This is a genomic window from Leisingera sp. S232 (genome assembly GCF_049800895.1).
Lineage (GTDB): Bacteria > Pseudomonadota > Alphaproteobacteria > Rhodobacterales > Rhodobacteraceae > Leisingera.
Genome location: NZ_JBNAFX010000043.1, coordinates 1 through 5,000 on the forward strand (window position 1 = coordinate 1; position 5,000 = coordinate 5,000).

The window sequence follows — 5,000 nt, forward strand, 5'->3', positions numbered from 1 at the left end:
CGAGATACTGCGCGCTTCGCAACGCTTCGGCAGGGCGCTGTGGAAACGATGGAGTGGTTATCACATCCGAAGTCGCGTGGAGGCCAAAATGCTATGCCTCAAGGCATTCGGCGAACGCATCATGGCGAGGGACCCAGACAGACAAACCGCCGAAATCCACATCCGCATCGCTCTCATGAACCGATTCTCGGCCCTCGGCACCGCCGAGATCGTGTGTGATGGATGAATCCGCCGCGGAAAGGGGAAGCTCGTCCTCAAAACGAGTTGCGCAACAACGCCCCGGTGCCGTCCCAAACGATGATCTTCATTCGGTCAGCTCTCTTAGATCGAAAGATGAAAATCGCGCCGTTGAAGGGGTCCAGTTCAAATTCGTTCATTACGATAGCGGCCAAACCATCCATGCCCTTTCGAAAATCGACGGGCTTGGAGGCCAAGTAGAGTTTGAAATTACCGGAGGGCGAAATCATGTACGGGCCTCCAAAGAGAGAATAACCTTGATCAAGTCATCGACTGGATACGTCGATGGCAGCGAAATTTCGATTTCGCGCCCGCGCAGTGTTACACTGGCGACGGAATCGGCGAAGGTTTCCATTGGCCTATCGTTTTGGATCGCGATCTCAGAGAAGAAGGTGTCTTCCGTCTCTGTTGTCGTCCTGATCCGCGAAGCTTTGACGTCGGCGCGCCACTTGTAGACAAGCGATTGTGAGACGTTGCATTCCTTCATGACGTCAGCAAGGGCCAGCTCGCCGTTGTCGAGCTTTTCTTTCACGAACCTCTTGAAGCTCGGAGGCCAGACGCGACGGCCTCCGGCATGGACTTCGATTGTGAACCCATAGGCTGTGAATGATTTCGGAAACTGTCTCATGGCTGCTACCTCGTATTTCGGGCAGTATGCCATGGCGCTAATCAGTTGAGCAGTGGCTGATTAGGGGGTCAGATGCAACGCTTACCAGCCGCCGGGAACCGCAAGGAAAAGGAACAGGCGCTCGACCGTGCTAAACGCGACCACCAGAAGCTGGTAGATGCGATCATTGCGGGCATTCCCGCAGACCAGGTGAAGGACCGTATGATCGATCTCGACACGCGGCGCCAACAGCTGGAGCGGGAGCTGGAGCAGACCCCTGCCCCGGACACGGTGGTGTTTCACCCTTCGATGGCGGAGGCCTACCGCGAACGGGTCACCCGGCTGCTCCGGAGCCTTGGCTCCGCCGAAGGCATGGAAGAGGCCAAGGAGGCGCTGCGCGCATTGGTGGAGCGGATCGTGCTGACGCCTGCAGCGGAGGGCCCTGGCCTGGATCTGACGCTGGAGGGGGATCTGGCGGGGCTGCTGCGGCTTGCGGCGGATGCGGAAGGCGCGAACACGAAGAAGGCCTCGGACGGCGCGCCGGAAGTCTTTGATATATCTGAGGGTATTGTGTTGGTTGCGGGAGTAGGATTTGAACCTACGACCTTCAGGTTATGAGCCTGACGAGCTACCTGGCTGCTCCATCCCGCGTCAGGGTATATTGATCGTTTAGAGAGATTTCTGGATTTTACTAGGTTTGGCGGTGACCTACTCTCCCAGGGCTTAAGCCCAAGTACCATCGGCGCGACAGTGCTTAACTTCCGGGTTCGGGATGGGACCGGGTGTTTCACTTGTGCTGTAGCCACCAAACCAAGAAAAATCCATATCCGACGACCTTGCGAAGCAAGGCTGATGAGCAGCAGGCGGCACATTTACAAAGTAGATGTGCGAGATACTGCCCGGCTGTTCTGTCACCGCGTATTTGCGGCAGGCAGAACAACCTGCGTCGGCTACAATCAACAGTCCAAGTCATTTTTTTGGGATGTTTGCTTTGTTTGGTTCCGTAACACTGTCTGTTACTGGATCAAATCAAGCCTATCGGGCGATTAGTACCGGTCAACTGAATGCATTGCTGCACTTACATCTCCGGCCTATCGGCGTGGTGGTCTTCCACGGCCCTCAGGGATACCTTGTTTTGAGGGGGGCTTCCCGCTTAGATGCCTTCAGCGGTTATCCTGTCCGAACATAGCTACCCTGCACTGCTGCTGGCGCAACAACAGGTCCACCAGTGGTTCGTTCACCCCGGTCCTCTCGTACTAGGGGCAACTCCTCTCAAGTATCCTACACCCACGGCAGATAGGGACCGAACTGTCTCACGACGTTCTAAACCCAGCTCACGTACCTCTTTAAACGGCGAACAGCCGTACCCTTGGGACCTGCTCCAGCCCCAGGATGAGATGAGCCGACATCGAGGTGCCAAACACTGCCGTCGATATGGACTCTTGGGCAGTATCAGCCTGTTATCCCCGGCGTACCTTTTATCCGTTGAGCGATGGCCCTTCCACGCGGGACCACCGGATCACTATGGCCGACTTTCGTCTCTGCTCGACTTGTCAGTCTTGCAGTCAGGCTGGCTTCTGCCATTGCACTCAACGAGCGATTTCCGACCGCTCTGAGCCAACCTTCGCGCGCCTCCGTTACTCTTTAGGAGGCGACCGCCCCAGTCAAACTACCCGCCACGCAGGGTCCCGGATCCGGATAACGGACCGCGGTTAGACATCAAGAGTGCGAAGGGTGGTATCTCAAAGGAGGCTCCACAAGGACTTGCGTCCCTGCTTCGATGCCTACCACCTATTCTGCACATCACAATCCTGATGCCAGTGCGAAGCTGTAGTAAAGGTGCACGGGGTCTTTCCGTCTAACCGCGGGAAGCCTGCATCTTGACAGGCAATTCAATTTCGCTGAGTCGATGTTGGAGACAGCGGGGAAGTCGTTACGCCATTCGTGCAGGTCGGAACTTACCCGACAAGGAATTTCGCTACCTTAGGACCGTTATAGTTACGGCCGCCGTTTACCTGGGCTTCAATTCGGAGCTCTCACCCCTCCTTTTAACCTTCAGGCACCGGGCAGGCGTCAGACCCTATACGTCGTCTTGCGACTTCGCAGAGCCCTGTGTTTTTAATAAACAGTCGCCACCCCCTGGTTTGTGCCCCCGGATTCCACTTGCGTAGGACCCGGGCCTCCTTCTCGCGAACTTACGGAGGTATTTTGCCGAGTTCCTTCAACATCGTTCTCTCAAGCGCCTTGGTATTCTCTACCAGTCCACCTGTGTCGGTTTAGGGTACGGTCTGATGGAGGGCTATTTCCAGGGACTGATCAGCAGCCCATTCAATCCGATAAGGATGAACTACCTTCACAATCCGTCACATCCTCCTGGCCCACGAATATTAACGTGGTTCCCATCGCCTACGCCTTTCGGCCTCGGCTTAGGGGCCGGCTTACCCTGCTCAGATTAGCTTTAAGCAGGAACCCTTGGACTTTCGGCGAGAGTGTCTCTCACACTCTTTGTCGCTACTCATGTCATCATTCTCGCTAGTGATCTCTCCACCGGATGGCTCACGCCCCGGCTTCATCGAAAGCCTCGCGTCTCCAATCTTCCCGAAGGAAGTAAGGAGACATGAGACTATGTCACACTACGCTCTGCTACCATGCACTATGTGCATCCTCGGCTTCGGCTCATGGCTTGAGCCCCGTTACATCTTCGCCGCAAGACATCTTAATTAGACCAGTGAGCTGTTACGCTATCTTTAAAGGATGGCTGCTTCTAAGCCAACCTCCTGGTTGTTTTGGACGTCTCACCTGCTTTCCCACTTAGCCATGAATTGGGGGCCTTAGCCGGAGGTCAGGGTTGTTTCCCTCTCCACGACGGACGTTAGCATCCGCCGTGTGTCTGCCATCTAGTACTCCCGGGTATTCGGAGTTTGGTTAGGATCAGTAAGCCTGTGGGGCCCCATTACCCATCCAGTGCTCTACCCCCCGGGGTATTCGGATGACGCTCTACCTAAATAGATTTCGCAGAGAACCAGCTATCTCCGAGTTTGATTGGCCTTTCACCCCTAGGCACAGCTCATCCCGATCCTTTTCAACGGATGTGGGTTCGGTCCTCCAGTGCGTGTTACCGCACCTTCAACCTGGCCATGCCTAGATCACTCGGTTTCGGGTCTGATCCCACGAACTCATGCGCCCTATTAAGACTCGCTTTCGCTGCGCCTACACCTAACGGTTTAAGCTTGCTCGTGAGACCAAGTCGATGACCCATTATACAAAAGGTACGCTGTCAGCCCTCAAGGGGCCTCCAACTGATTGTAGGCGTTCGGTTTCAGGTACTGTTTCACTCCCCTCGCCGGGGTGCTTTTCACCTTTCCCTCACGGTACTGGTTCACTATCGGTCAGTAAGGAGTACTTAGCCTTCGGAGGTGGTCCTCCGATCTTCAGACAGAATTTCACGTGTTCCGCCCTACTTAATACGTCCCTCAGAGCTTCCCATACGGGGCTATCACCCGCTATGGCTGCGCTTCCCAACGCATTCTGGTCACTCATCAGGCTCGGCTGGTCCGCGTTCGCTCGCCACTACTAACGGAGTCTCTATTGATGTCCTTTCCTCCGGGTACTTAGATGTTTCAGTTCCCCGGGTTTGCTCTTAAAGACCTATGTATTCAGTCCTTAAGTACCTGGTTCAAACCATTATTGATTACCAAAGGTAACAATAACGATCTGTCAGGTGGGTTCCCCCATTCAGAGATCTTGGGATCAAAGCCTATTCCCGGCTCCCCCAAGCTTATCGCAGGGTATCACGTCTTTCATCGCCTCTTACTGCCAAGGCATTCACCAAACGCCCTTCTCGCGCTTGATTTGATCCAGAAAGAGAAAGTGTTACCTTTCACGGCACCGGAAGCTGGTAAGAAACCGGCGCCTCTACTTCTGAACCAAAAAGCAAACTATCCCGCTCCCAGCCAACATGTGACTGAGAACTTGTTGCATGATCGTGCGATCATGCGGGTTAGTGTACTTGACTTGGACAACACTGTCTTTTCAATCAGGCAGACTTCAGCACGTCTGAGGAAACATGACGTCTTCTGAAGCTCGCATCCCATCCCGAAGGACAGTCCGCACCTGACTGAGGTCAGTCCCACACTCGGGCGACCAACAGTCTTGT

Annotated in this window: 2 protein-coding genes, 1 tRNA gene, 2 rRNA genes and 1 pseudogene; 1 reads left to right on the forward strand and 5 read right to left on the reverse strand. The window is 54.8% G+C overall.

Annotation, left to right across the window (positions count from 1 at the left end):
- Nucleotides 1–226 (forward strand): annotated as a pseudogene (locus tag ACP151_RS18905) (IS5/IS1182 family transposase); the annotation flags it as partial.
- Nucleotides 227–254: 28 nt separating this feature from the next.
- On the opposite strand, the gene tnpB reads toward ACP151_RS18905, so the two are convergent.
- From tnpB to ACP151_RS18930, 5 genes are all read right to left on the reverse strand, one after another.
- On the reverse strand, nucleotides 255–467 hold the full coding sequence (gene tnpB / locus ACP151_RS18910) for an IS66 family insertion sequence element accessory protein TnpB (RefSeq protein WP_424980447.1): 213 nt from the start codon (nucleotides 465–467) through the stop codon (nucleotides 255–257).
- Nucleotides 464–865: a hypothetical protein gene (locus ACP151_RS18915; protein WP_424980448.1), complete on the reverse strand. Its 402-nt coding sequence runs from the start codon at nucleotides 863–865 to the stop codon at nucleotides 464–466. Before ACP151_RS18915 ends, tnpB begins: the two co-directional genes overlap by 4 nt.
- A 553-nt stretch (nucleotides 866–1,418) precedes the next feature.
- A tRNA-Met gene (locus ACP151_RS18920) sits at nucleotides 1,419–1,495 on the reverse strand.
- A gap of 44 nt (nucleotides 1,496–1,539) precedes the next feature.
- Nucleotides 1,540–1,654, reverse strand: a 5S ribosomal RNA gene (rrf, locus tag ACP151_RS18925).
- Between the two features lie 215 nt (nucleotides 1,655–1,869).
- Nucleotides 1,870–4,697 (reverse strand): 23S ribosomal RNA (locus ACP151_RS18930).
- Nucleotides 4,698–5,000 lie beyond the last annotated feature (303 nt).